Genomic DNA, 24,590 nt, shown 5'->3' with positions numbered 1-24,590 from the left:
GTTTACTCCATCGGCACCGCCACGAACCGCAGATCGCCATTCGCCCCTGCGATCATCAGCTGGGCATTGCGGCGGCCTTCCTGTTTCAGCGCCTGCACCTTGGCGGCGACCGCATCCGGCGACTTCATGAACTCCTGCGCCACCTCGACGATGACGTCGCCGGGCTTCAGCCCCTTTTCAGCCGAGGCGGAGCCGGGCGTCACTTCCGTCACGACGACACCATCGACGCTCTCGGCGATGCCGAAAGCCTTGCGCGTCTCAGCGCTCAACAGCGACAGCGACAGCCCGAGCACGTTCTTCGGCGTGGCCGCATCCGGCGACACCTGGCCCTTATGCTGGTCGGGTGTATTAGGTACAGGCTTGGCCTGATCGTCGGAATCCGGTTGGTCCATGTCATTGTTCTCGCCGGGATCCGGAATGATCACGCCGTCGTCCTGCGAGCCATCGGGTGCTGCATCGTCGGATGCAGCCGCCTGGTCGCTGTCTTCGAGCCGGCCGAGCTTCACCTTGACGGTCTGCTCCTTGCCGTCGCGCAGCACCACCACGTCGACTTCCTTGCCGACAGTGCTTTCCGCCACGACGCGCGGCAGGTCGCGCATTTCGCTGACGGTCTTGCCGTCAAATTTCAAAATGACGTCGCCCGCCTTGATCGAGCCGTCGTCGACGGGGCCGCCCTTGATGACGCCGGCGACCAGCGCGCCCTTTGCAGTGTCGAGCCCGAGGCTGTCGGCGATATCGTCGGTCACCGGCTGGATGCGCACGCCGAGCCAGCCGCGCCGCGTCTCGCCATATTCGCGCAACTGGTCGACGACGCCGGAAGCAAGCTCCGACGGCACCGAGAAGCCGATACCGATCGAGCCGCCGCTCGGCGAAATGATCGCCGTGTTGATGCCGATCACTTCGCCCTTCATATTGAAGAGCGGGCCGCCGGAATTGCCCTTGTTGATTGCCGCATCCGTCTGGATGAAGTTGTCGTAAGGACCGGCATTGATGTTGCGGCCACGCCCGGAAATGATGCCCACCGTCACCGAACCGCCGAAGCCGAACGGATTGCCGATCGCCATCACCCAGTCGCCGATGCGCATCGTGCTGGAATCGCCGAATTTCACGGATTTCAGCGGCGTCTTCGGCTCGACCTTCAGCACCGAAAGATCGGTCTTCGTATCGGTGCCGATCAGCTTCGCCTTGAGCTTCGAACCATTGGCGAAATTGATCTCGATATCGTCAGCGCCCTCGATCACGTGGTTGTTGGTGACGATATAACCGGTCGGATCGATGACGAAGCCGGAGCCAAGCGAGCTGACATTATGGTTGCCGCCCTTGTTGCCCTGCTGCTTGTTGAAGAAGTCGTTGAAGAACTCCTGGAAAGGCGAGCCGTCGGGGGCGCGCGGCGCCGGACCCGCGCCCTCATCGTCCTTCACCTTCTGCGAGGTCGAGATGTTGACCACGGCGTCGAGCAGGCCTTCGGCAAGATCGGCGACGGAAGCCGGACCGGTGTTGGGCACGGCGGCCTGGATCGGAGCGGTCTGCTGCGGTGCGACGGCTGCGGGAGGCGTAGGAGCGGGCGCAGCCGTTTCCGGATTAGCTGGAGCGGGTGCAACAACCCCGGGTGCGGTCGTCTCAGGCGCGGTTTGCGCATAGGCCATCCCGCTCACGCCGGCTTGCGCCAGGATTGCGGCGCTGGCCATAAGCGCTAGCGTTCGTCTGAAGGGCGAGCGAATCGTGGGGGCCATCAAGCTTCCTCATAAGGGTGCAAGCGCACATTGAGCATCAGCATAAGGCGGAATGATGGAGGGTGAAATCACCTTTTCGCGAAATCCCCGTGCAATGTGACGTGGCCTCGCAAAAGCCTGATCGTCTCAATCATTCCACGAAAAAAGGGCCGGCGCTCGGGCCGGCCCTTCCGAAATTGTCGGTGGTCGTTTCGCTGGCTGTCAGTTCGCCGGGACCGGTGCTGCGGGAGCAGCTGCGCCCGGAACTGCCGGAACTGGCGCGGCCGGATTTGTCGGCTGCAAGGTGCCGGCGGCATTGTCGAAATAGCGGAAGAATTCCGAATTCGGCGACAGCACCAGCGTCGTGTCCTGCGACGAGAGAGCGGAGGAATAGGCCGCCATCGAGCGATAGAACTCGAAGAAGGCTGGATCCTTGCTGAAGACTTCGGCAAAGACGCGGTTTCGTTCCGCATCGCCCTGGCCTCGAAGGATTTCCGCATCGCGCTGGGCGCCCGCGGTGAACTCGACAACCTGACGGTCGGCGATGGCGCGCCGCCGCTGGCCTTCCTCATTGCCCTCGGCACGGATGCGCTCGGCCTCGGCAAGGCGTTCCGAACGCATGGCGTTATAGGTGTTGGGCGCAACCTCCGGCGAAAGGTCGGTGCGGCGGATGCGAACGTCGTCTATATGCAGGCCGAGATTTTCGGCATCCGTGCGCAGGTCGTCGCGAATCTCCAGCATCATCGCGACACGCTCTTCCGAGAGAGCGGCATTGTAGTCACGCAGACCGTAGACACGACGAAGCGATGAATCGAGCTGCGCTCTCAACCGCGCTTCCGCGGCTTCGCGATCGCCCGAGACCGTTTCGCGGAAGCGGCGAACATCCGAGATGTTATAGATCACGAAGGCATCGACGTCGAAGGTCTGACCATCCTGGACCTGAACGCGAATATTGTCGAGATCGAGCCTCAGCGCCTGCTTTTCGACCAGCTGAACGCGGTCGGCATCCATGAAGCCGAAGGGCAGCTTGAAATAAATGCCAGGCTCGGTCTTGACCGACTGGATCTGGCCGAAACGGACGACGATGGCCTGCTCGCGTGCATTCACCACGAAGATGGACGAATAAAGCCCGACCAGCACGATGGCGAGGATGATGAGAATGATGGGAAGTCTGTTCGATGTCATGACTCAACCTCCCTGCTGCGCGGGCTTGCCGAGCTCATTGAGCGGCAGATAGGGCAGGACGCCCTGCTTCTCGTCGATAATGACCTTCCGGGAATTCTTCAGCACCTGCTCCATCGTTTCGAGATACAACCGCTTGCGGGTCACGTCGGGCGCCTTCGAATATTCGTCGTTGATCGCCGTGAATCGCTGCGCTTCACCTTCCGCCTCCTTCACGACGCGGTCTTTGTAAGCGGCTGCATCTTCACGGATTCTGGCCGCATCGCCTCGCGCCTGGCCGAGCTTCTGGTTCGTGTAGCGATTGGCCTCTTCGATCGTGCTGTCGCGGTCACGGCCGGCACGCTGCACTTCTTCGAAAGCATCGGCGACTTCCCGCGGCGGCGCCACGTTTTGGATCGTCACGCCGGTCACGGTCACGCCCGCGCCATAGCGGTTCATCGTGTCCTGCAGGATATTGAGCACGTCCACTTCGATCGGCTGACGATTGCTGCGGAAAGCGTCCTGCGCCGGACGTCGGCCGACGATCTCACGCATGGCACTGTCGGATACCTGCTGCAGCGTCTCCGCCGGATTTTCGACGTTGAAGAGATAGGCCTTGGGATCGCTGACGGTATAGAAGACCGCGAACTGCACGTTGATGACGCTTTTGTCGCTAGACAGCATCAGGCCGTTCGAAGACGATGCCGAAGTCGCCCCGATGTTCAGCTGCTGTACGGTCACCTTGACCGTCTCCACTGTTTCCATCGGCCAAAAGTGGAAATGCAGGCCCGGCATGGAAATCTCGTCCTTCGGCGTGCCGAACCGCAGCTCGACGCCGCGTTCGTCCGGCTGCACGACATAAATGCACTGGATCAGCCAGAAGACCGCGACGATCGCCGCGACGATCACTGCCACGCCGCCGTTGAAGCCGCCGGGTATGATGTTGCGCAGCTGGTCCTGGCCGCGCCGGATAATATCTTCTAGATCAGGCGGTCCGCCCTTGCCGCCGCCACCGCGCGGCCGGTTCGGCCCCTGTCCCCATGGTCCCTGATTATTACCGCCGCCGCCGCCCCAAGGGCCGCCGCCGCCATTCTGATTGCTCCAGGGCATCAAAACCTCGTTGTTCGTTAAGTCTCCACGCATCCGAAACCGTGGGGGCTGGCCGGCGGACGCGTTGGTGACCGTTATAGGTATCAGCGCATCGGCTTTCAACGCAGCGTGAGAAACTTGGTCAATTTAATTGGAAAATAGTTCATTTTCAGGCGTGGCGGCGTTCGTAGACGATGAAACGTGTGGAATAACTGTCCTTTTCGCCAGCCGGCACCGCGATCACCTCCCCCGCCTGCCAGATGTCGGGATCGATCGCGGGAAACGACGCGTCTCCGTCGAGATCGGCCTCGACATGCGTGATGCACATCCGGTCGGCAAGACCGATCGCCTGCGCGTAGACCTGCCCGCCGCCGAGAATGCAGATCTCGTCGACGCCGGTTTCGAGCGCCAGCCTTTCAGCCGCCGTCATCGCCTCGGGCAGAGAATGCGCCATGGAGACATCGGGATGGTCGATCGCCGCTTGCCGCGAAATGACGACGTTCGGCCGTCCCGGCAGTGGCTTGCCGATCGAATCGTAAGTCTTGCGGCCCATCACGACAGGCTTTCCCAGTGTCAGCGCCTTGAAGCGCTTCAGATCGCTCGAAAGCCGCCACGGCATATCGCCGTCGCGGCCGATAATGCCGTTGCGGGCAACCGCGGCGATAATGGTCCTGCGAATGTCGGCCATGAAATATCCCGGATCAGACGGCGATCGGCGCCTTGATGCTGGCATCGGCCTCGTAGCCGATCAGCTCGAAATCGTCGAAGGTGAAGCCGAAAATGTCCTTCACATCAGGATTGATGCGCATGAAGGGCAGCGGCTTCGGCCGGCGCGCCAGCTGCAGCTTCGCCTGGTCGAAATGGTTGTGATAGAGATGGGCGTCGCCGAGTGTGTGGACGAAATCGCCGGGCTTCAGCCCGGTCACCTGAGCCACCATCATCGTCAGCAGCGCATAGGAGGCGATGTTGAACGGCACGCCGAGGAAGATATCGGCCGAGCGCTGGTAGAGCTGGCAGGAAAGCTTGCCATCAGCCACATAGAACTGGAACAGGCAATGGCAGGGCGGCAGCGCCATTTCGTCCACTTCGGCCGGATTCCAGGCCGAGACGATGTGGCGGCGCGAATTCGGGTTGTTGACGATGCCTTTGACCAGATTGGCGATCTGGTCGATATGGCCGCCGTCGGGCGCTGGCCAGGAGCGCCATTGGGCGCCGTAGACCGGCCCGAGATCGCCGTTTTCATCGGCCCATTCGTCCCAGATCGAAACGCCATTCTCCTTGAGATAGCGGATGTTCGTCTCGCCCTTCAGGAACCAGAGAAGCTCGTGGATGATCGAGCGCAGATGCAGCTTCTTCGTGGTAAGGACGGGAAAGCCTTCTTCGAGGTCGAAGCGCATTTGGTAGCCGAAGACCGAGCGCGTGCCGGTGCCGGTGCGGTCGCCCCGGTCGGAGCCCTTTTCCATCACATGATTCAAGAGATCGAGATATTGCTTCATGTCGCGCTGATTCCGTTTCGGCCAATTTAAGCCTTCGGAACCGGGAAACCAATCACCGGCGGGCATTTTCCCAATGTTTCTGATGGGTCGCATAACGCTTTTATGACGTTTGCCCTTTCCTTGGGCTGAGGAAACCACTATATCAGCCTTGCCGGCTTTCGGGTCGGCTATGGCGATAAATGAGCGGTGTAATAAACCTATTGGACCCGGGGGCGGTACCCGGCGCCTCCACCAAAAACCGGCGGCCTTAGAGGCCGGCTTTTGATGGGGGCGAAACAGGATCGACAAGGGTGTAAAGATCGTCTTTTTGCTCGGCATTGTACCGCCGTTATCGGGCTAAAATTGTAGTTGCAAACGACAACTATGCGGAAGCTCGTCTCGCTGCTTAATCGCGGTGTGACACTTCAATCAAAGTCCTAGTGGTTCGCACCTCTAGGCGGGGTCCGAAGGCACCTGGCAACAGAAGCCTTCACCTTCTCCCTGCCGCCGAAATCATGTATGCTGCTTAAAAACGTGACTCGGCTCCGGTCTTTCCCAAGGCGCCCGGACGTGGCATATAACCTTGTGAAAAGACTTCCGAACCGACGAAAGACAGGAAAAGCATGGGGCAGGATCATATCCGCTACGACATTCTGGCACAGGATGCACTTCGCGGCGTCATCCGCAAGGTTTTGGCGGAAGTCGCAGCGACGGGCCGTCTGCCCGGTGATCATCACTTCTTCATCACCTTCCTCACGGGCGCCACCGGCGTGCGCATCTCCCAGCACCTGAAGTCGAAATACCCCGAGCAGATGACCATCGTCATCCAGCACCAGTTCTGGGACATGAAGATCACCGAGACGCATTTCGAGATCGGTCTTTCCTTCTCGGACGTTCCGGAAAAGCTGGTCATTCCATTCAATGCGATCCGCGGCTTCTATGATCCCTCCGTCAACTTCGAGCTCGAATTCGACGTGCCGCTCGCCGATGGCGAGGAATTGCCGTCCGGCGAAATCACCGCCTATCCGGTGGATGCGGCCGGAAAGCCCGATGACGCCGCAGGCGCAAAACCCGCCGACGGCGAGGAGAAGAAACCGGGCTCCGTCGTCTCGCTCGACTCCTTCCGCAAGAAGCAGTGATTTGAAGGGAGGCCAAGCCTCCCTTTTTCGTGAGGGTCCAGGCAACCGCATGAGCGCCGAAATCGTCAATCTGCGCCAGTTCCGCAAGAAGCAGGCTCGCTCCGAAAAGGAGAAGCAGGCCGAACAGAACCGCGTCACCTTCGGCCGCACCAAGGCCGAGAAACAGCTGACCCGCAGCCTGAACGACAAGGCCGACAAAGCCCATCGCGACGGCCGGATCGAGACGGATGACGACGGCGCGTGACGGTTTCACGCAACGCGTGAAAGCCGGAATGGATGCGATCAGCCACTTGCGCACTTTCCTTGAAGCGATCTGCCAACCCACCCTTAATTTGATGGAGAGTCTTGAGCGCGTCGTCTCGGACGCGCTGTGCTCTATCCGGGATGTGAAGGCTCCATGATTCGCAAGCATTCGGCGACATTGCACGGCCATCGCACCAGTTTCTCGCTGGAGGACGAGTTCTGGGCCGAGCTGAAGACGATTGCCGGAGCCCGTTCGATACCGCTCGCCGCCCTGATCTCCGAAATCGACGACCACCGCCCGCCGGACAGCAACCTGTCCTCGGCGCTGCGCTTGCATGTGCTTTCCTGGCTGAAGGCCGCCGCCAGCCACAAGGCTTGATGTACGCCGCTCAAAATCGCGTAGCGATTTGGGATGACATCAATGAAAACAAAAGCCTGAAGCGTCTTGCATGAATCAAATTCTATGCGCTTTCACTGCGCCTGAACGCCCGGCAACTGGTCGAAATTGAGCGGACCGGGCTGCACTTGCCCGCTGCGCCGTGCTGCTTCCGCCTCGGCCGCCGCCCTCGCCTGCGCATCCGCATCCGCATCCGCCTTCGCTTTGGCTTCCGCCGCGCGTGCGGCCTCCGCCTCGGCAGCAGCCTTCTCAGCGGCGGCTTTCCGCGCCAGCGCGCGCAGCCGCTCTTCCTCTGCCTGCCGTTGCCGCTCGATCTCGGCCGCCTTGATGCGCTCGGCGTCGTTGAACCGGTAAAGCGCCACCTCGCGGCGCAGCCGCTGTTTTTCGAGCACGACTGCCTGCAGCCGCTCGACACGCCGGCGCTCGCGTTCGAAGGCGCGCAGCGACAGATAGCTGGTGATATCAGTCACATCCATCGTCTTGCCGGGCGACGGCAGCATGCCGGAAAAATTCAGCCGAAGCGCCGGCTCGGCGCCGGAAAGCGCTTCCGTGCCAGGATTGAACCCGACACCTAGTGTCGCGCTGATCCGCTCTTCCGGCAGCGCGATCTGCGCATCGGCAGTGATGCGGGCGAGATCGTTGGCGACGGTGACATTCTGCACCCTCAGCGTCCCGTCGGCGATATTGAAGGGGATGCCGAGTGGTGGCAGCTTCGCCTCACCGTTGCTGAGCAGCGTCTCGATGATCGGATGCACCTTGCCGGCATTGATCTGCTCCTGCATCGTATCGGTCGCGGCAAGCAACGGCGGCAAGATGGCAAGGTTCAACCCGCGTATGCTGGTATCGCCGAGCCTCAGTTCGCCCGAACCATTGAGCGAGCTGGCGATCTCGCCGATCGTCTTGCCCGAGGCCTCCATCGACAGCGACAATCCGAACTTCCCGTTGGCGATCGGCGCGCCGTCGCGCAGCCAGACGACGCCGGAAAGATCGGAATCGGCAAGCGCAAGCTTCGTCTGCAGGAAACCTGTGCCGCTGGCATTGGTGAACAGCAGATTGCCGGAGAGCTTTCCGCCATCCCAGTTCCCGGCCATGTCGTTGAGCTGCAGCTCGTCGCCCTTGTAGGTGACATTGCTGGTGAAGTCCGACACCGCCGTTTCCGGCAGGCCGGGCCAGAACTGCTTGGCCGCCAGCTTCACGTTGACGTCGAGATCCTTGAAGATGGGCAGCCCCAGCGGCGCCGTGGTCAGCTGACCGTTGGCGGGATCGACGATCTGGCCGAACACCGCCTCGCCGAGCCAGCCGGCATCGGCCTTGGAGAGTGTCAGCCCGCCGCTCGCGGTCGTCTTCGCAGCCTTCCGGTCGAAGGTCAGTGCACCCGAAAATTCGTTGTCGGCCGCATGCCCCTTGAGATCCGAAAAGACGATCTTGTCGCCGTCGACGGCGGCATTGACCTGCAGGCCGAACGGCAGCCCGGTTCCGGTCTGCGGCAGGGCGATGCCGTTCATGATGAGATAGGGGTCGATATCGGCGCTGTCGAGCGAAAGCGCGATCTGGCCGTTCATGAAGGTCTCCGGCCGGACGTCGACCTTGCCGTTGGCCATGAACGAGGTCCGGTCGGTCGCAAAGGTCAGCGCCGCGTCGGCGGGATCGCTGCCCGATGCCTTCACCTTCAACGTCAGGCGGCCGTTGGGCCCGACATCGACCGGCAGCGGGTCCAGCCCGGCCTGGCCGAACAGGACTGATGGCACGGCATTTTCGAGCGTCGCCTCAAGGCTCGTCGTGCCGTTGCCGGTCAGCGCCAAGAGGTCCGACATGCGGTAATCGAGATTGACGCGGCTGCCGTTCGCCACACCGGCAAGCGTCACCGTTAACGCGTCGCCCTCGTCGCCGCCGAGCGTCAGCGCGCCGCGCAATGCCGTATTGCCGTACCAGCCGGCGTTGCGCACCAGACGGTCGAGCACCGGGTGATGCGGCAGGTGCTCGCGCAACATGGTGAAGAAGCCGCCGGGATCGGCCGATTTGAAGGTGATTTCGCCCGCACCCTTGTAATCGAGCAGCGAGCCTTCCGCCCCGCCCGTTGCCGTCAGTTCGGCGCCGGCGATATTCTTGATCGACAGCCGGTCGACGGCAAGCGCGCCATCGGCGATCGTAAAGGTGGTCTCGACATTCTCGGCACTGACGCCAAAGGCGGTAAACTTGTCGGCCTTGAGCTGGGCGGCGATCTTGTGGTCGAGCACGTTGTCGCCGGCATCCTGGCCGGTCATCAGCCCGCTCAGCGCCTGCAGCGCGTCGAGATCGAGCGTATCGCCGTTCAGCGCCACCGACAGCGTCGGCGTCTGGCCGGAGATCGCCTGGCGCTCCAGCCGACCCTTCAGCGTCGCCGGTCCCATGGCAATCTCGAGATTTTCAAAACGCTGCAGTTCATGCGTCAGGCTGACATTGGCGGAAAAGCCCGCCTGCCGCAATTGCCGGAGGGCCGGATCGACCGAGCCGGCAAGCCAGGAGGCAAGCCCCGTCGGCTGGCTGGAGGCCACCACGATCTGGCCGTTGAACGAAGGTTCGCCCTGAAGCAGGAGCTTACCCTTGCCCTCCACCTGCGTGCGCCCCGGCAGCGTGCCGGTGGCGCTGTCGATCATCCAGCCGGTGCCGGCCGGTTCGAGCTCCAGCTGCACGTCGCGCAGCGTCGTATCGCCGGCGACGATCGCCGGCAGCTTGACGCTCGCCTTGCCCGGCACCTGCGGGATCGGCACCTGCGCGACGATATCGATCAGCGAATTCAGCCGCTGGCGCGCCGAAACAGCTGGATCCCGCGTCGTCTTGCCGGCTGACCCCTGATTGCCGATGCGGTTGACGTCGATCTGCTGCCCGACGGCGGTCAGCAGGAATTCCGGCGCATTGCCAGTATCGAGCGTCGCCTCGCCGGTTATGACATAGGGATCGTCCGTAGGGCCGATCTCCATCCGGTATTCGGGAATGCGGATGCGTTCATTGGTGAGCTCGAAGCGGCCCTTGACGCGCGGCGGCTGCTCTTTCTTGTTGGCGGGCTTGGCGCTGTTGCGGATCTCGATCGCAGCCGAAAGCTGGCCCTGATAGTTCGGCTTGCTGTCGACGAGCTTCAGTTCGCCATCGAGATCGACGCTGACAGGGTGTTTGTCCGGCGAAAGCCTCGTGCGCATGCGCAGCACGCCCTTCTCGTCCGGCTGACTGCTCGAGATCGAGAAGCCGCCGTGCTCGCCGTCCAGCGCTGCGTCGCCCTCGATGCGCCACGGACCAGCCAGCGACTTTGCCGACATTTCCGCGTTGAGGCCGGTGATGCGACGCGAGCGACCCGACTGATCGTCGATGAACTCGACCTCGCCGCCGCTGACATGCACGTTTTCGAGAACGACCGTCCTTGCCGGTATTTCCGCGCGGCTGCCGCGCATCCAGTCGAGCGTGCCGTCCTTGAGCAATCTCAAGCGCACCTTCGGATTGACGACGCGCATGTCGAAGATCAGCGCTTCACCCGACAGGAAAGGTGCAAGCTCCGCATCCATGGAGAACTGCTCGACCTTGACGATCGGCGTGCCGTCCGCTTCCTGGCCGACGCGCACGTCATGCAGCGTCACCGACGGGAACGGCAGCAGGCGTGCATCCACCGTGCCGTAGACGGTGACCTTCTTGCCGATGATGCGGCTTGCCTGATCCTCGAAATTCTTGCGGAAATCCGTCCAGTCGATGAACAGCGGCGCAAGCAGCGCCACAAACAGCACTACGACGATCACTCCCCCCAGAAAGACGAGGAACCGGCCTACCAATGCAAAGCGTCTCCATTCGGGATTCTGTTGCCGACACCAGAGCATGATGCCGCAAAGTGTGAGCGGTTTTCGGACGACATCATGCTCTAACTCTTTATTTGAGAACAGGATTCAGATTTCAGGGCGAGCCGGCCCCAACATCATCTTGTTCTAGCGCTATTCATGCAGGGGGCAAGGCCCAACTTCATGAGAATGTTCCGTTTTCAGCCATGGTGGAAAATCTTGCCGGGATTGAAGATATCGTCCGGATCGAGCGCCTGTTTCACCTGTCGCATCAGATCCACCGCGCCGCCGAGCTCCTGTTCCAGAAACGCCATCTTGCCTTGCCCGATCCCGTGTTCACCGGTGCAAGTCCCGTCCATTTCGAGCGCCCGCTGGTTGAGTCGCTGCACGAAGCTCTCGGCCACGGCGACGCCTTCGGTGCTCTTGTCATCAAACAACAGCAGCACATGGAAGTTCCCGTCGCCGGCATGGCCGACGATCGGCCCCAGCAGCCCATGCTCCTCGATATCCGCCTGCGTTTCGGAAACACAATCGGCAAGCTTCGATATCGGAACACAAACATCGGTCGAAAGTGCGGCAAGCCCGGGCGCCAGCGCCCTTGCAGCCCAATAGGCGTCGTGGCGCGCTTTCCAGAGCTTCGTCCGCTCCTCGGCATTGGCGGTCCATAGGAATTCGCCGCCGCCGCATTCCGCCGCGATCTCGGCAAAGGCTGCCGATTGCAGCGGCACCGTCTCGTCGGTGCCGTGGAATTCGAGGAACAGCGTCGGGCTTTCGGCATAGGAAAGCTTGGAATAGGCGTTGCAGGCCCGCATCTGTACCGTGTCGAGCAACTCGATACGCGCCACCGGAATGCCCATCTGGATCGTCATGATGACGGCATCGCAGGCGGCCTTGATGCTCGGAAAGGCACAGGCCCCTCCGGCAATCTTCTGGGGGATCGCCTGCAGGCGCAGCGTCACCGAGGTCAGAATGCCAAGCGTGCCCTCGGCGCCGACGAAGAGCCGCGTCAGATCGTAGCCCGCCGAGGACTTGCGGGCGCGCCGGGCCGTGCGGATCTCCTCGCCATTGGCAGTGACGGCGGTGACGGCAAGCACATTGTCCTTCATCGTTCCATAGCGCACGGCATTGGTGCCGGAGGCCCGCGTCGAGGCCATGCCGCCGATCGAGGCGTTGGCGCCGGGATCGATCGGGAAGAACAGGCCGGTATCGCGCAGGTGGATGTTCAGCGCCTCGCGTGTCACACCCGGTTCTACGGTGCAGTCGAGATCTTCGGGATTGACCTCGATCACCCGGTTCATGCGGCTGAAATCGATCGAAATACCGCCATTGGCGGCATTGACCTGCCCCTCCAGCGAGGTGCCGACGCCGAAACCGATTACCGGCACCTTGTGGGTCGCACAGGCATTGACCGCCGCCTTCACATCCTCAGCGCTCTCGGCGAAAAGCACCCCGTCGGGCAGTTGCGGCGGAATATAGGTGGTCGTATGGGCATGCTGTTCGCGGAAGGACTGGCCGGTCTGGAAACGCTCGCCAAAGCTCTGCTTGAGAATGCCGAGCACCGCGGCAATCCCCGCCTCGTTGCGTGTGCCCGCCTTCGCGTCCTTCAGCGCCATCCCTTTGATCTCCCTGCCATTCCGCAGAAACCATATCGTGTCCCGCAGGCTACAGCGCCGCGCGTCTTTTCAGCCGCGCAAAGGACGCTGTAGGACTCTAGAATTGCTGCATAATTTCATCCTTAAATCGATTCCGATTTAAGGAATTATGCAGCAGGCTGGGTATGCGGCAAGTCAAAGCGGCTGTCCAGTTAAGATTGGCAGAAGATTTCATTCCCCTTTTGTTATAGGGCGGTTGCTATAGCCAAGTCCGCCGCCCTCGCACCTCAGACAATCGGCGGATTGAGCCGTGCAAAACCCTCCTGCCGCCGATAGGGAAAATAGGGATAGGGCGCCGTCACGGTGCTGACCGCGTCGAGTCTTTCAATCTGCTCCCTCGACAGGCTCCAGCCGACCGCGCCGAGGTTCTGCCTGAGCTGCTCCTCGTTGCGGGCTCCGATGATGACGCTCGATACCGTCGGCCGGTTAAGCAGCCAGTTGATGGCGATCTGCGGCACCGTCCGACCGGTCTCACCTGCGATGGCGTCCAGGACCTCGACGATGTCGAACAGCTTCTCGTCGTCGACGGGCGGGCCGTATTGCGCCGTCTCGTGCAGCCGGCTTGCCTTGGGCAGCGGCTGACCGCGGCGGATCTTGCCGGTCAGCCGTCCCCAGGCAAGCGGGCTCCAGACGAGAGCTCCCACACCCTGTTCGGCGCCGAGCGGCATCAGCTCCCATTCGTAATCGCGCCCTGCCAGCGAATAATAGACCTGATGGGCGACATAACGCGGATAACCGTGGCGCTCGGCGGCGGCGAGCGACTTCATCAGTTCCCAGCCGGCAAAATTGGAAACGCCGACATAGCGGATCTTGCCTGCTGCAACGAGCCCGTCGAGCGTCGACAGCACCTCCTCGACCGGCGTCGAGGCATCGAAAGCATGAAGCTGCAGCAGATCGATATAGTCGGTCCCGAGCCGGCGCAGCGCATCCTCGGTCGCGCGGATCAACCGCGCCCGCGACGTTCCCCAGTCCTGCGGCCCCTCGCCCATCGGCAGCGCCGTCTTCGTTGAGATCAGCACAGCGTCGCGCCGGCCGCGGATGGCCTGGCCGAGCACCTCCTCGGACGCGCCGGCCGAATAGACGTCGGCCGTGTCGAAGAGATTGGCGCCGGCTTCCAGGCAGATGTCGACGAGCCGCCGCGCTTCCTCGGCATCGGTATTGCCCCAGGCGCCGAACAGCGGCCCGCTGCCGCCGAATGTGCCCGCGCCGAAGCTCAAGACCGGCACTCTGAGGCCGGAGGCACCAAGATTTCTATAGTCCATGGATCTGTCTCCTGTATTTCCTATGAGATAGACCTCGGGCATTCGATGATATAGATTGCCTATCAGCAAATCATCTGTGACTTGAATTCATCATGAGCCGTCAGGACATCAACCGCTCCGGCGAAATGGAAGTCTTCGTCAGCGTCGTCGAGCGCGGCGGCTTTTCCGCGGCAGCCACGGCACGGCGCATGACGCCGTCGGCTGTCAGCAAGCTCCTCGCCCGGCTGGAGACGCGCCTCCGCGCCCGCCTCGTCAACCGTTCGACCCGCAGGCTGCAGCTGACGCCGGAAGGCTGTGCCTTCTATGAGCGCTGCGTCGCCATCCTTGCCGATATCGCCGAGGCTGAACGTCAGGCCTCGACAGGTGAACAGGCCTCAGGCCGCATCCGCATCAACACCAGCGGCTCTTTCGGCAACCATGTGCTGGCGCCGCTCGTACCGGCCTTCATGGCGCTTCATCCGGCCGTGACGCTGGATATTTCTCATACCGACAGGATAGTCGACCTGATGGAGGAGCGCGCCGATGTCGCAATCCGCGCCGGCCCCTTGAAGAATTCCAGCCTGATCGCCCGCAAGGTCGGCGCCACCGGCAAGATCATCGTCGCATCGCCGGATTATCTCTCGCGTCATGGCAAACCACGCACGATCGCCGATCTCCGCCGCCATTGCCGCATCGGCTTTTCTTACGCCCGCGCCATCGAGGGCTGGCCTCTGCGCGAGGACGGCGAAACGGTGATGATCCCGATCACCCCGGGCCTGCAGGTGGAAGACGGCGAAGCCATGCGCCACCTCGCTTTGTCAGGCGCCGGCCTTGCCCGGCTCGCCGCCTTCACCTTGCGCGCCGATATCGATGCCGGCCGCCTGGTGCCGGTACTCGAAGAGGCCAATCCCGGCGATCTCGAGGAGTTCTACGCCGTCTACATGGGCCAGGGCGGCCCGCTGCCGGCGCGTGTACGCGCGCTGCTCGATTTTCTCGTCAGCCATGTGCGCTTCTGAGGCACCCAGCCCGAAACAGTTCAGCGCTTTTGGAATGATGACATGCATAAAAACAACGACTTGAAGCGGTCGCATGAGTCAGTTTCGCATTCCAGCGCGCCGAGAAGCCAGATTTCGCAATTGACCGCCCGCCTCGCGCCCGCCTATACCGAACCCGCGTCAGCCGGTCCTTGCAGCCGGCCTCTCTTCGTCATGCCGGAGCCTCTTCCCATCTTCAGCCCTTAAGGGTTCGCGCCGGTCATGCTCTAACTATTTAATTAGAGCAGGATTCAGATTTTGGCCGCCCCGGCCTAAAATCATCCTGTTCTAGGAAAGATACGGAGATCATGTCATTCAGCGACGCGAGCCGCCTGCTGCGGGATGCCGGCCTGCCGAAATGGGCGCTGCTGCTGGCACTTTCGACCACTCTCGTCGCCTTCCTCGAACTCTTCGCGCTGCCGGCCTCGCTGCTGATCGGACCGATGGTCGCGGCAATCGCACTGGCGCTGACCGTCGGCAAGGGAAAGCTTCGCGTGCCCTTCTGGCCGCTGCAGTTCGGCCAGGTCCTGGTCGGCCTGATGATGGCGCGCACCATCACCCCTGACATTCTCGGCACCATGGCGAAGGACGCACCGCTCTTTCTGCTGTTCATCTTCTCGGTCATCGCCATCGCCACCGGCCTCGGCTGGCTTTTGACGCGCTGGCAGGTGCTGCCGGGGACGACTGCGGTCTGGGGTTCCTCGCCGGGCGGCGCCTCCGCCATGGTCATCATGTCGGAAGCCTATGGCGCCGATGCCCGTCTCGTCGCCTTCATGCAGTATCTGCGCGTCGTCTTCGTCGCCGTCGGCGCCTCTGTGGTCTCGCGCCTGTGGGTGGCAGCCGACGGCGCCGAGCCGCCGCCGCCCGTCCTCTTTCCCGAGATCGACTGGCCGGCCTTTGCAGCGACGATGGCTTTTGCTGCCTTTTGTGCCTATGGCGTCCGGCGCCTGCGCCTCCAGGGGGGCACGATCATCGTGCCGCTCTTTCTCGGCGCCTTGCTGCAGGGCATGGGCCTCCTGAAAATTGAGTTACCGATGTGGCTGCTCGCCATCGCCTATGCACTGGTCGGCTGGAGCATCGGCCTGCGTTTCACCCGCTCGATCCTCAAGCACGTGGCGCGCGCCCTGCCGAGGGTATCGGCCTGCATCGTGCTGCTGATGGCGCTCTGCGGCTGCATGGCGGTGGCGCTTCACGTCTTGGCCGGCATCGATCCGCTGACCGCCTATCTCGCTACCAGCCCCGGCGGCGCCGATTCCGTCGCCATCATCGCCGCCTCCAGCGATGTCGACGTGCCCTTCGTGATGGCGATGCAGACTGGCCGTTTCCTGGTGATCCTGATGATCGGCCCGATGCTCGCCCGCTTCATCGCACGCCGTTCCGGCCTTGCGGAAAACCCCGTCTAGTGCCCTGCTTGGGGTTGTGCGCGAGTGCTGCCCATTGGCCGGGCGTCATGCCATAGGCCTTCTTGAAATGGCGGTTGAGATGGCTCTGGTCGGCAAAGCCGGTCGCCGCCGCCACATCGGAAATTCCCTCGCCGACGCCGATCATCGCCCGGGCCCGCTGCAGCCGCCGCATCAGGAGGTAACGATGCGGGCTGGTGGCGAAGGCTGCCCGGAAATGCCGCGCCAGCGCGAAACGATCGAGACCCGTCACCGCCTCAAGCTCGCCGGAATTCACTGCCCGGGTCGCATGTGCCTCGAGATAGTCCCGTGCCGTCCGCGCCTGCCGCCAGGCGACGAGGCCGAGCGGCCGGCGCGGCATGCGCGCATGCCGTGACAGCCCGCCCGTCACCCGCGATACGAAATCGTCGACGAAAAGCTCATCCAGTTCGCGGTCGAGTTCGCCGAGTGCTGCCAGCAGCACGCCTGCTAGCGCCGGATCGCCGATAACGGGTTCATCGACAAAAGGCAGGCCGACGCCATCCGCCTTCAGGCATTCGAGAAGCAGCGACGGTTCCAGATAGAGCATGCGGTACTGCAACCCATCCTCCGTCCCCGCCCCGCCATCGTGCTCCTCATCGGGGTGCAGCACGATCACCTGTCCCGGCAGGCTGAAGCGCCGCTCGCCGCGATAGCGGAAGGTCTGAACCCCCTTCAGAGTCACGCCGAGTGCATAAGTGTCGTGCCGGTGCGGCTCGAAAGCATTGCCTGAGAACTGCGCCTCGATGCGCTCGATGCCGGGAAAGGCCGGCGCAGCGAGGATGGCGTTGCCGGATGGTCCCGCGCACAAACGTTCAAGACCTTCGAAGACCTTCGGATGTAAGTCCTGGTTCAACGCGCCCGATACTCCATAACCCGTAGATAGGTGAAAGACCGTCCGATGTTTGATACCAAAATTGCCGTCGTCCTGCGAAACAATCTTGCCGGCTGGCAGAAGCTGAACGTCACCGCCTTCCTGATGACGGGCATCGCCGGCCGGCATCCCGAGATCATCGGTGAAGCCTACAGGGACCGCGCCGGCAATCTCTACAATCCCTTATCGATCCAGCCGATCATCGTGCTCTCCGCCGACGAGGCTACCATATCAGCCGTTCACCGCCGCGCGCTGGAGCGCGATATCACCAGCTCGCTGTTTATCGAGGAGATGTTTGCGACCGGCCACGACGCGGCCAACCGCGCCGTCTTCGCAGAATTTGCGCCCGAAGACGCCAAGGTGGTCGGCATCGCCCTGCGCGCCGAAAAGAAGATCGTCGACAAGATCACCAAGGGCGCGACGATGCAGCATTGACGAAAAAGGCCGGGCGTGACCCGGCCTTTCCGCAAACGGTATGAGCCAGAATCAGCCCTGCGTGATCGGCGCGATCTGGATCTCGACGCGGCGGTTCTGCGCGCGGCCGGCCTCGCTCGCGTTGGAGGCAACGGGCTGCGACGGGCCGAAGCCGACGGCGGAGACGCGGCGCTGGTCGATGCCCTGGCCGCCGAGATAATCGGCAACCGAAAGTGCGCGGCGCTGCGACAGGTCCTGATTGTGCTGCAGGCTGCCGGTCGAATCCGTATGGCCGTTGACGTCGATCAGCGTGCGGTTGAACTTGCGCAACACGATCGCCACCGAATTCAGCGTCGGATAGAAGCCCGGCTTCACCGCGTCCTGATCGACGTCGAAGGTGATGTTCGACGGCATGTTGAGGATGATGTTGTCGCCGTTGCGGGTCACCGAAATGCCGGTGCCTTCGAGCTGGGCGCGAAGCTCGGATTCCTGCTGGTCCATGTAATTGCCGATCGCGCCGCCGGCGAGAGCGCCGACGCCCGCGCCGATCAACGCCGCATTGCGCTTGCCGTGGCCGCCGCCGCCGACAGCCACGCCGACGAGAGCACCGCCCAGCGCGCCAAGCGCCGCGCCGCCGGCCGTATTGGAAACCTTCTGTTCACCGGTATAGGGATCGGTCGTCGTGCAGGCGCTGAGATAGCTAGCGGCAATAGCGAGAAGTATGAATTTTTTGATCATGGACAGGACGGTCTCCGTTCGACTGATGCGAGCAAATGGCAAGGATTGCGGCAAGAAAATGAAGATGTTCTCCTGATAGGGCAAATTCGGACGTCGAAACACAGCCATGTTGCGGGAATGCGCTGATATCACCAGTTTTAGCGGATGACCGCTCCTGCGCCTCCATAGGCATAAGGCGTGCCTGCCATTGCGGCCTTCAGCCCGATGGTGGCGTTCATTACGATTGCCGTCATCGGCTGACGTCTCCATAGCGCGTGTTGGAGCGCCCACTTCTCCTCCCTTATTCCTGTGCTCGTCCAGGAATGAGGAGAGTGGAGTCGCCCTCTTAGAAATTCTGGAACAACTGCCGCATCGTGTCATAAGTCGCGTTGGCGATGTTCAGCGACTGCAGGCCGAGCTGCTGCTGCGTTTGTAAAGCCCGCAGCCTGCTCGACTCCTCCTCCATGTCGGCATCGACAAGCCGGCCGATGCCGGCGGTGATGTTGTCGTGCAGTTTCGTGGCGAAGTCGTTCTGCAGGTTGATGCGCTTTTCCAGCGCGCCGAAGGCCGAACCGACCGTCGTCAGCTGCGTCAGCGCGGCATCGACGACGCTGATCATCTGGCCGATCTGGCCCTGCGTCGTGCTTGATGTCACCGAAATCACCACCTGCCCGGTGGTGGTGCCGTTCTTGCTCGTCATCAGCACGTAATTTTGCGCAGCACCGAGTTCGGTGGCGAAATAGGCCGATGTCAGCACCCCGTATTCGCCGGAACCGGTGGCGCGGTCGTCGATCAGGTAGCGCGCGTCCTTGGAGGTCGTCGCCCCGACGGGCGTGTTGTCGATATGGTAGCTCAGCATGCCGATCGAGATCGTGCCGTCGGCGTTGCGGATGAACGAGGCCGGGATCTGGCGCGGCTGCGTCGGCGTCGCATCGTTGGTGAGGACCACCCAGTTGTCGCTGTTGAAGGTCGCCGATTCCGAAACGCTGCGCAATTGCTCCTGCAGCTGCTTGATCTCTTCGTTGATCTTGTTCTTGTCGATGCCGTCTTCGGTCGCGGCAACCAGCTTCGCCTTGATTTCGGAGACGACGTCGATGACGCTCTGAACGCCGGTATAGGCCGTTCCCATCGTCGCTGCGGCCATGCCGAGCGCATCCTGGATGGCCGAAACGGCTTTATTGTCGGTCCGCGCGGTGGTGGCGATCGACCAGTAGACGGCGTTGTCGCTGGCTTTTGCGACACGCATACCCGTCGTGATGTGGTTTTGCGTGACCGTCATATTCCGATTGATATCGCGCAGCACATAAAGCGCCGCATCCACGGAGACGCGCTGATAAATACTCACGGGACTAAACTCCAAAACACAACAGACGCAAACTGAACTAAAAATGAACCGTGCCGCACGGACATTCATGTCCGGGGTCGCTGAAACTCCAGCGCATCGCAGCCTTCAAGAAAAGAAGAAGACCAGTCGGTTACTGGTCACAATCATTGCCGTTTATGCTTAACAAACGGCTAAACTTCAGAAGTAATTTAGCTAATTTTGCAAGGTTTCAGACACCATAAGAAACGCCGCCGGACGAGGTTGGCCGGCGGCGTTTCGTAATCGGATAAAACCTTATTCGGCGGCCTGCAGCTGCTCGTCGTCGGGTGCGGCGCGCGGCCGTGTGGCGATCGACATCTCCTCGTGCAGGCGCGCTTCCTCGTGGGCGTGCGGCTTGGCGAAGCGGGCAAGCAGCAGATAGGCAACCGGCGTGATGAACAGCGTCACAAGCGTCGCGAAGCCGAGGCCGCCGACGATCACCCAGCCGAGCGCAACGCGTGCTTCGGCACCGGCGCCATGGGCAAAGACCAGCGGCACGCCGCCGAGGATGGTGGCGATCATCGTCATCATCACGGGCCGAAGACGCAGCGCGCAGGCCTTCTCGATCGAGGACCGCACATCCTCGCCCCGGTCGCGCAGCTGATTGGCGAATTCGACGATCAGGATACCGTTCTTCGCCATGACGCCGACGAGCAGCACCAGGCCGATCTGGCTGTAGATGTTGAGGCTGGAGCCGGTGATAACAAGTGCGAAGACGGCGCAGGCAAGACCAAGCGGCACCGTCGACATGATGATCAGCGAGGACAGCACGCTTTCGAACTGCGCGGCCAGCACCAGGAAAATGATGACGATGGCGAAGCCGAAGGTCAGTGCCATGCCGCTCGAATTTTCTTCGAGCGTCGCTGCCTCGGCCAGTGGCAGCAGGCGGGAGCCTGGCGGCAGCAGCGGCTCGGCGAGCGCAGTCACTTGGCTGACGGCATCGCCGAGCGACATGCCGTTCCTGAGGCCGGCGGTGATCGCGACGGAGGCGAGCTGCTGCTCGCGGTTGAGCTGCGGCGCGACCGAACCTTCCTTCATCGTGGCGATGACCGACATCGGCACGATCTTGCCGTCGCCGGTCTTCAGGAACACGTTCTCGAGGTCGGTCGGATCGTCGATCGGCCGCGTCGTCGAGGTCAGAAGCACGGGATAGGATTCGCCGTCGACGAAGACGTCGACCACCGAGCGCCCTTCGAGCAGCGATTGGATTGCCGTCGAAAGCCCGGTTATGTCGATGCCGAGATCCGAGGCGCGCTCGCGGTCGATCGCCACCGACACCTGCGCCTGGCTGGGCTCGTTGGTCAGGCGCGGCGTATCATACCGGCCGGTAGCCTCGAGCGACTGAACCAGCTTGGCGGCCGCCGCCGTCAGCGCCTCCTGATCATTGCCGATCAGCGCCATCTGCAGACCACTGCCGGCGCCGCGGATGCGAAGGCTGTTCGAGGAAATTGCATTGCCGCGCAGGGCCGGCACCCTGGAGGCTGCCTGGTTGATATCGCCGACGATCTCCGTCTGCGTCCTGTCACGCTCTCCCCAGGGGGCGAGCGTCAGCACCATGAAGCCGCTGTTCAGCGAACCGCCCTGCCCGGAGATCGAGAAGATATTGCGGATGTCGCCGCTGTCGACCAGCGGCTGCAGATATTCCTCGACGAGCTGCATCTTGTCGCGGGTATATTCGAGGCTCGATCCCTGCGGCGTCGTCAGCCGCATCATCACCATCGACCGGTCCTCTTCGGGCGTCAGCTCGCTCTTCACCGTCGAGAAAGCGACGAGTGCCGCACCGGCAAAGATCACCGAGAACAGGATGACGACGAAGGGCGCGTTGAGACAGCCGTGCAGCGCCCATTTGTAGAGATCGGCAAGCGCTGAGCCGAAGCGGCCGAGCGCGCCGTGGTCCTCGATCATCGGTTTGGTCAGCATGCGCGAGGCGAGCATCGGACACAGCGTCAGCGCCACGATCGACGACAGACCGACCGAGAAGGCGAGCACGAAGCCGAATTCGCGGAAGAGGCCACCGACCTGTCCCGGCAGGAAGGAGAGCGGAATGAACACCGCGGCCAGCGTCGCCGTCGTGGCGATGACGGCGAAGAACACCTCGCGCGTTCCGAGCACGGCGGCAGCGCGCGGCCCCATGCCTTCGGAGCGCCGGCGTACGATATTTTCGAGCACCACGATCGCATCGTCGACGACGAGGCCGGTCGCCAGCACGATCGCGAGCAGCGTCAGGATGTTGATCGAGAAGCCGACCATGTAGATCGCCGCCAGCGTGCCGATCAGCGCCACCGGCATGCTGACCGCCGGGATCAGCGTCGCCCGCCAGTCGCGCAGGAAGAGGTAGATGACGGCGGTGACGATGACGGCGGCAAGCACCAGCGCCAGCACCACTTCGTGGATCGCACCCTGGATGAAGACGGCGTCGTCGCTGGTGATGGCGATCGTCGTGCCCTCGGGCAGGGTCTTCGACAGCTGGTCGACGGCCGCCTTGATGCCCGTCGATATGTTCAGCGTATTCGACTGCGCCTGGCGGATGATGCCGAGGCCGATGCCCGGCTTGCCGTTGGAGCGCAACGCCGTTTCGCCGTCGCGTGGTCCAAGCATCACCGTCGCGACATCGCCGAGCCTGACGCGGTCCTGCAGGATGACGTTGGAAAAATCCGCCGGGGTCTGCAGGTTGGCGGTGGCGCGCACCACGATATCCTGTGTATTGCTCTTCAGCGAGCCGGCCGGCACGTCGAGTGCCGCATTATCGAGTGCCTTCGTCAGGTCGCCGATGGTCAGCCCGCGGCTGGCAAGCGCCCCCTGGTCGACATCGATGCGGAAGACCTTCTCCTGGTCGCCATATTCCTCGACGTCGGCAACGCCGTCGACAGAGGCGAGGCGATCGATCACCTCGTTTTCGACAAGCTGGGTCAGATCGTCCATGTTGAGATTGGTGGAGGTGACGGCAAGGCGCATGATCGCCGAGGAATCCGAGTCCGCCTTGACGATCTGCGGCGCATCCGCTTCATCCGGCAGGTTCTGGGTGATGCGGCCGATCGCGTCACGCACGTCGTTGGCGGCGACCGAGAGATCGATCGCATCCGAGAATTCCAGCGTCACCCGGCTCTGGCCGAAGGAAGAGGTCGACGAAATCGATTTCAGGCCGCTGACGCGCGCGACCGCCCCCTCGATCACATTGGTCAGTTCCTGGTCGATCGTCTGCGGCGATGCGCCGTCGAAGGTGGTGCGCACGGTGACGACGGGACGGTCGACATCGGGCAGTTCGCGCACCTCGACGCCGACATAGGCGGCAAGGCCCGCAACGACCATCAGCGTGTTGAACACCAGCGCCAGGATCGGCCGGCGAACGAAAAGTGCAGTGAAGCTCTGCTTGCCCGACGCCCTGTCTTGATGAATCTCGGTCACGTTCATTGCGTGGCGACCTCCGCAGTCGCGGCGACATCGGCGCTCACGCGCACCGCCCCACCCTCACGCACGCGCTGCAGTCCCTGTGTGACGATCACGTCGCCATCCTTGAGATCGGCTTTGACCAGCACGAAATCCGGGTTGCGCTGCACGATGCTGACCCGCACCTTATGCGACTTGTCGTCATTGACCTGCCAGACGAAGGAGCCCCGCGAATCCCACTGCACGGAGACGGGGTCGACAGCCGGATATTTGTCGCCGGGAAATTTCATGCTGACACTGAAGGACATGCCGGCACGCAGCTCATCGGAACTGTTGTCGATCCGGGCGCGCAGGCGAAGCGTGCGGCTTGCCGCATCGATGCGGTTGTCGACGGCTTCGACCACGCCTGAAAACACCTGCCCCGGCCTTGCCACAGACATCGCCTCGACCGGCTGGCCGACCGACACCGTATTGGCGAAGCGCTCCGGGACCCAGTAGTCGACGAGGATTTCCGAACGATCATCGAGCGTGACGATCGGGATGCTCGTCGTGACGTTGTCGCCGATGTTGACCGGCACGATGCCGACGATGCCGTCGATCGGCGCGGTGATGTTGCGCCGGGCGAGATTGAGCTCGGCAGCCTGCAGCTGCAGCCGCGCGCCCTGCTCGGCGATCTCCGAATCGAATACGTCCATGCGCGACACGCTGGACTTGATGTTGTGATAGAGATTGGACTTCTCGACGGCGGCCTTGACCGCCACATCAGCCTGGCCGCGGGCGATCACCTGCTCCTCGCTGTCGAGCTTGGCGAGCACCTGGCCGGCCTTCACCCTGTCGCCCGACTTGATGAGGATTTCGCGGATCGTGCCCGATGCCTGCGGCGTGACCGCGACCGAACGGATCGCATCACCCGTGCCGATGGCATTCAGCCGGTCGTTGACGATACCCTGGACGACCGCCTGCGTCGCGACGAGAATGGTGTTGTTGCGCCCGCCGCCATTGCGGCGGTTCCCCTGTCCCTGCCCCTCACCACGCTGCTGCCCTTGCGCCCGGGCCGGAGCGTCGGCATCGGCCGTCTCCTCGGCCTTCGGCGCGATCTTGGAAACGATGCTGTCTGGAATACCTGCATCGCGCATCGTATCGCCAGCGCCGGGCACGAAGAAAACCCCCGCGGCAAAGCCGGCAATAATGACGATGAGCGAAAGTACAAACTGCTTCCAGAAGGCCATTCACGTCTCCGGAGGGACTCGAGGTGGACCAGGGTCGGTCGAAAGAGGCGCTGCGGGATCGAGATTCCCGTCTGATGCGACAATATCGCGCGTTTACAGCTTACCGGCAAGCATAAGCAGCCGGCATTACCGATTTGTAATATCAACAAAGAATGGAAATAACCCAGCCGCTCACTTTTGCTTGAATGAACACTCGCCCGTGTCTTTGATCCCGCCAAATGTCGGGCAAGATACCGTGCAAAATC

The 24,590-nt window shown here is 62.5% G+C and carries 20 protein-coding genes and 1 other RNA gene; 8 read left to right on the top strand and 13 right to left on the bottom strand.

Features of this window, described 5'->3' with window-relative positions:
* Window positions 1-2 precede the first annotated feature (2 nt).
* The 5 genes from HFO71_RS02830 to HFO71_RS02810 form a co-directional block, all read right to left on the bottom strand.
* Window positions 3-1,733, bottom strand: coding sequence for a Do family serine endopeptidase (locus tag HFO71_RS02830; RefSeq protein WP_168287724.1), 1,731 nt, complete (start codon window positions 1,731-1,733; stop codon window positions 3-5).
* 201 nt (window positions 1,734-1,934) lie between these two features.
* Complete coding sequence (gene hflC / locus HFO71_RS02825; protein ID WP_168287723.1) at window positions 1,935-2,897, bottom strand: protease modulator HflC; 963 nt, start codon at window positions 2,895-2,897, stop codon at window positions 1,935-1,937.
* Window positions 2,898-2,900: 3 nt separating this feature from the next.
* Entirely contained in the window at window positions 2,901-3,983 is a 1,083-nt protein-coding gene (hflK, locus tag HFO71_RS02820) for an FtsH protease activity modulator HflK (protein ID WP_027668568.1), read from the bottom strand.
* A 148-nt stretch (window positions 3,984-4,131) separates the two neighbouring features.
* Window positions 4,132-4,650: a dihydrofolate reductase gene (locus HFO71_RS02815; RefSeq protein WP_221968231.1), complete on the bottom strand. Its 519-nt coding sequence runs from the start codon at window positions 4,648-4,650 to the stop codon at window positions 4,132-4,134.
* A 13-nt stretch (window positions 4,651-4,663) separates the two neighbouring features.
* Entirely contained in the window at window positions 4,664-5,458 is a 795-nt protein-coding gene (locus tag HFO71_RS02810; protein ID WP_026158765.1) for a thymidylate synthase, read from the bottom strand.
* A 111-nt stretch (window positions 5,459-5,569) separates the two neighbouring features.
* Between HFO71_RS02810 and ssrA the strand changes: the two genes are divergently transcribed.
* From ssrA to HFO71_RS02785, 5 genes are all read left to right on the top strand, one after another.
* Window positions 5,570-5,932, top strand: a transfer-messenger RNA (tmRNA) gene (ssrA, locus tag HFO71_RS02805).
* 128 nt (window positions 5,933-6,060) lie between these two features.
* Entirely contained in the window at window positions 6,061-6,576 is a 516-nt protein-coding gene (locus HFO71_RS02800; RefSeq protein WP_003541317.1) for an SspB family protein, read from the top strand.
* A gap of 49 nt (window positions 6,577-6,625) precedes the next feature.
* On the top strand, window positions 6,626-6,820 hold the full coding sequence (locus HFO71_RS02795; RefSeq protein ID WP_072637834.1) for a DUF4169 family protein: 195 nt from the start codon (window positions 6,626-6,628) through the stop codon (window positions 6,818-6,820).
* Entirely contained in the window at window positions 6,804-6,977 is a 174-nt protein-coding gene (locus HFO71_RS02790) for a hypothetical protein (RefSeq protein ID WP_158081421.1), read from the top strand. Before HFO71_RS02795 ends, HFO71_RS02790 begins: the two co-directional genes overlap by 17 nt.
* Window positions 6,974-7,198, top strand: coding sequence for a ribbon-helix-helix domain-containing protein (locus HFO71_RS02785; protein ID WP_077978758.1), 225 nt, complete (start codon window positions 6,974-6,976; stop codon window positions 7,196-7,198). Before HFO71_RS02790 ends, HFO71_RS02785 begins: the two co-directional genes overlap by 4 nt.
* A 92-nt stretch (window positions 7,199-7,290) precedes the next feature.
* Here the strand turns inward: HFO71_RS02785 and HFO71_RS02780 are convergent, their stop codons facing one another.
* The 3 genes from HFO71_RS02780 to HFO71_RS02770 all read right to left on the bottom strand — a co-directional run bounded on the left by HFO71_RS02780 (window position 7,291) and on the right by HFO71_RS02770 (window position 13,930).
* Window positions 7,291-11,013, bottom strand: coding sequence for an AsmA family protein (locus HFO71_RS02780; RefSeq protein ID WP_221968233.1), 3,723 nt, complete (start codon window positions 11,011-11,013; stop codon window positions 7,291-7,293).
* 203 nt (window positions 11,014-11,216) lie between these two features.
* The gene (locus HFO71_RS02775) at window positions 11,217-12,629 is read right to left on the bottom strand and encodes an FAD-binding oxidoreductase (RefSeq protein WP_077978760.1); all 1,413 of its coding nucleotides are present in this window, start codon (window positions 12,627-12,629) and stop codon (window positions 11,217-11,219) included.
* A 266-nt stretch (window positions 12,630-12,895) separates the two neighbouring features.
* A complete protein-coding gene (locus HFO71_RS02770; protein ID WP_221968235.1) occupies window positions 12,896-13,930 on the bottom strand; it encodes an aldo/keto reductase in 1,035 nt (344 codons plus the stop codon).
* Window positions 13,931-14,022: 92 nt separating this feature from the next.
* Here HFO71_RS02770 and HFO71_RS02765 point away from each other — a divergent pair, with 92 nt between their 5' ends.
* Both HFO71_RS02765 and HFO71_RS02760 read left to right on the top strand, forming a co-directional pair.
* Complete coding sequence (locus HFO71_RS02765; protein WP_221939958.1) at window positions 14,023-14,925, top strand: LysR family transcriptional regulator; 903 nt, start codon at window positions 14,023-14,025, stop codon at window positions 14,923-14,925.
* Window positions 14,926-15,251: 326 nt separating this feature from the next.
* A complete protein-coding gene (locus tag HFO71_RS02760) occupies window positions 15,252-16,346 on the top strand; it encodes an AbrB family transcriptional regulator (protein ID WP_221968237.1) in 1,095 nt (364 codons plus the stop codon).
* Here HFO71_RS02760 and HFO71_RS02755 read toward each other — a convergent pair.
* Window positions 16,306-17,217, bottom strand: a complete 912-nt coding sequence (locus HFO71_RS02755; protein WP_221968242.1) for an AraC family transcriptional regulator — start codon at window positions 17,215-17,217, stop codon at window positions 16,306-16,308. The genes HFO71_RS02760 and HFO71_RS02755 overlap by 41 nt on opposite strands.
* A gap of 45 nt (window positions 17,218-17,262) precedes the next feature.
* On the opposite strand from HFO71_RS02755, the gene HFO71_RS02750 reads away from it, so the two are divergent.
* On the top strand, window positions 17,263-17,670 hold the full coding sequence (locus HFO71_RS02750) for a DUF2000 family protein (RefSeq protein WP_003560946.1): 408 nt from the start codon (window positions 17,263-17,265) through the stop codon (window positions 17,668-17,670).
* Window positions 17,671-17,721: 51 nt separating this feature from the next.
* On the opposite strand, the gene HFO71_RS02745 is transcribed toward HFO71_RS02750, so the two are convergent.
* The 4 genes from HFO71_RS02745 to HFO71_RS02730 all read right to left on the bottom strand — a co-directional run bounded on the left by HFO71_RS02745 (window position 17,722) and on the right by HFO71_RS02730 (window position 24,345).
* Window positions 17,722-18,387: a YiaD family glycine zipper/OmpA-like lipoprotein gene (locus tag HFO71_RS02745; protein ID WP_003541337.1), complete on the bottom strand. Its 666-nt coding sequence runs from the start codon at window positions 18,385-18,387 to the stop codon at window positions 17,722-17,724.
* A 325-nt stretch (window positions 18,388-18,712) separates the two neighbouring features.
* Entirely contained in the window at window positions 18,713-19,711 is a 999-nt protein-coding gene (locus tag HFO71_RS02740; protein WP_026265346.1) for a flagellin N-terminal helical domain-containing protein, read from the bottom strand.
* A gap of 273 nt (window positions 19,712-19,984) precedes the next feature.
* Window positions 19,985-23,140 (bottom strand): efflux RND transporter permease subunit, encoded by a 3,156-nt coding sequence (locus tag HFO71_RS02735; protein ID WP_206987753.1) that lies wholly within the window; start codon window positions 23,138-23,140, stop codon window positions 19,985-19,987.
* Window positions 23,137-24,345 (bottom strand): efflux RND transporter periplasmic adaptor subunit, encoded by a 1,209-nt coding sequence (locus tag HFO71_RS02730; RefSeq protein ID WP_221968244.1) that lies wholly within the window; start codon window positions 24,343-24,345, stop codon window positions 23,137-23,139. Before HFO71_RS02730 ends, HFO71_RS02735 begins: the two co-directional genes overlap by 4 nt.
* Window positions 24,346-24,590: the final 245 nt, after the last annotated feature.

The organism is Rhizobium laguerreae (assembly GCF_019778565.1).
Lineage (GTDB): Bacteria > Pseudomonadota > Alphaproteobacteria > Rhizobiales > Rhizobiaceae > Rhizobium > Rhizobium laguerreae.
Note: the sequence above shows the minus strand (reverse complement) of the source record. Positions and strands in the feature narration are given on the sequence as shown.

Coding starts and splice junctions, on each gene's coding strand:
- HFO71_RS02735 (WP_206987753.1), bottom strand. CDS start 23,140: ATGAACGTGACCGAGATTCATCAAGACAGGGCGTCGGGCAAGCAGAGC.
- HFO71_RS02790 (WP_158081421.1), top strand. CDS start 6,804: ATGACGACGGCGCGTGACGGTTTCACGCAACGCGTGAAAGCCGGAATG.
- HFO71_RS02770 (WP_221968235.1), bottom strand. CDS start 13,930: ATGGACTATAGAAATCTTGGTGCCTCCGGCCTCAGAGTGCCGGTCTTG.
- HFO71_RS02800 (WP_003541317.1), top strand. CDS start 6,061: ATGGGGCAGGATCATATCCGCTACGACATTCTGGCACAGGATGCACTT.
- HFO71_RS02830 (WP_168287724.1), bottom strand. CDS start 1,733: ATGGCCCCCACGATTCGCTCGCCCTTCAGACGAACGCTAGCGCTTATG.
- hflK (WP_027668568.1), bottom strand. CDS start 3,983: ATGCCCTGGAGCAATCAGAATGGCGGCGGCGGCCCTTGGGGCGGCGGC.
- HFO71_RS02765 (WP_221939958.1), top strand. CDS start 14,023: ATGAGCCGTCAGGACATCAACCGCTCCGGCGAAATGGAAGTCTTCGTC.
- HFO71_RS02775 (WP_077978760.1), bottom strand. CDS start 12,629: ATGGCGCTGAAGGACGCGAAGGCGGGCACACGCAACGAGGCGGGGATT.
- HFO71_RS02795 (WP_072637834.1), top strand. CDS start 6,626: ATGAGCGCCGAAATCGTCAATCTGCGCCAGTTCCGCAAGAAGCAGGCT.
- HFO71_RS02745 (WP_003541337.1), bottom strand. CDS start 18,387: ATGATCAAAAAATTCATACTTCTCGCTATTGCCGCTAGCTATCTCAGC.
- HFO71_RS02785 (WP_077978758.1), top strand. CDS start 6,974: ATGATTCGCAAGCATTCGGCGACATTGCACGGCCATCGCACCAGTTTC.
- HFO71_RS02810 (WP_026158765.1), bottom strand. CDS start 5,458: ATGAAGCAATATCTCGATCTCTTGAATCATGTGATGGAAAAGGGCTCC.
- hflC (WP_168287723.1), bottom strand. CDS start 2,897: ATGACATCGAACAGACTTCCCATCATTCTCATCATCCTCGCCATCGTG.
- HFO71_RS02815 (WP_221968231.1), bottom strand. CDS start 4,650: ATGGCCGACATTCGCAGGACCATTATCGCCGCGGTTGCCCGCAACGGC.
- HFO71_RS02750 (WP_003560946.1), top strand. CDS start 17,263: ATGTTTGATACCAAAATTGCCGTCGTCCTGCGAAACAATCTTGCCGGC.
- HFO71_RS02730 (WP_221968244.1), bottom strand. CDS start 24,345: ATGGCCTTCTGGAAGCAGTTTGTACTTTCGCTCATCGTCATTATTGCC.
- HFO71_RS02760 (WP_221968237.1), top strand. CDS start 15,252: ATGTCATTCAGCGACGCGAGCCGCCTGCTGCGGGATGCCGGCCTGCCG.